The 828-nt window shown below is 59.9% G+C and carries 2 protein-coding genes; both read left to right on the top strand.

Features of this window, described 5'->3' with window-relative positions; genetic code table 11:
* The first annotated feature begins 61 nt into the window (after window positions 1–61).
* Entirely contained in the window at window positions 62–472 is a 411-nt protein-coding gene (locus Q0C23_RS04690) for a tyrosine-type recombinase/integrase (RefSeq protein ID WP_291511472.1), read from the top strand.
* Window positions 456–590, top strand: coding sequence for a hypothetical protein (locus Q0C23_RS04685; RefSeq protein WP_291511225.1), 135 nt, complete (start codon window positions 456–458; stop codon window positions 588–590). The genes Q0C23_RS04690 and Q0C23_RS04685 overlap by 17 nt, the downstream gene beginning before the upstream one ends.
* Window positions 591–828: the final 238 nt, after the last annotated feature.

Here is an 828-nt window from a genome sequence, read left to right as displayed (position 1 = left end):
CGTACCCCTCTCCGAACGAGCAGATGACGCGCTGAAAAGGCAGAGAGCACGTCCCCGCAAAATGGGCAACCGCGTATGGTCCTATGCTACCCAGGATGGGGTCCGGGCTTCGTTTTTCAAGGCGGTCAAAGTGGCAGGCCTTGATGACTTTCACTTTCATGACCTACGTCACGAGGCCACCAGCAGGTTTTTCGAGCGGGGGTTGAATGCGGCGATTGTGCAGGGCATCACCGGCCACAAAACCGCCCAGATGTTGGCCCGGTACACTCATCTCAGCGGGAAGTCCCTGGTAGAAGCTGTGCGTGGGGCAGATCCAGCTAACGGGTTTTCACCCACACCGAAGTCCTCTCCGTCGCCCTTGACTGCTCAGCCGCAGCGTTTCTGCACCCATTGCGGTACCGCCCTGGCTCCCGAGCACCGATTCTGCGGTGGGTGTGGGAAGCCTGTATCTGCTCATGAACGACAAGATTGATTACTGTGCATCTGCTGAAGATAACCACGCGATCGTCTTGGTTGCCGCCATCACGCAGCCGGATGGCGAGTGGATCCGTGCCATTGGTCAGGCCCTGCCAGCTTTGTCTCGGGCATGATGGTGCTCGCTTACAATATATGTCGCTCCGCCTTTCCGGAGGCAAAATCCGATGGCACAGCGTTCTCCCTGGCAGCTGGACAGTGAACCAACGGGCAACGGGCTGCGACCAGAGGGTCCTCGACGCCATTACCCATGCTGGGTTCACGCTACCAGCGGAGCCCTTGATCCTGCGGGACTCTCTCCATGGCTCCCGGCCTGTGACCGGTTTGATGGCTGCGTCCGGCGCTGGACCTGCG

The organism is Acidithiobacillus sp. (assembly GCF_023256195.1).
Lineage (GTDB): Bacteria > Pseudomonadota > Gammaproteobacteria > Acidithiobacillales > Acidithiobacillaceae > Acidithiobacillus_A.
The sequence above is the reverse complement of the archived record's forward strand: the minus strand, read 5'-3'. Positions and strand labels throughout refer to the sequence as shown.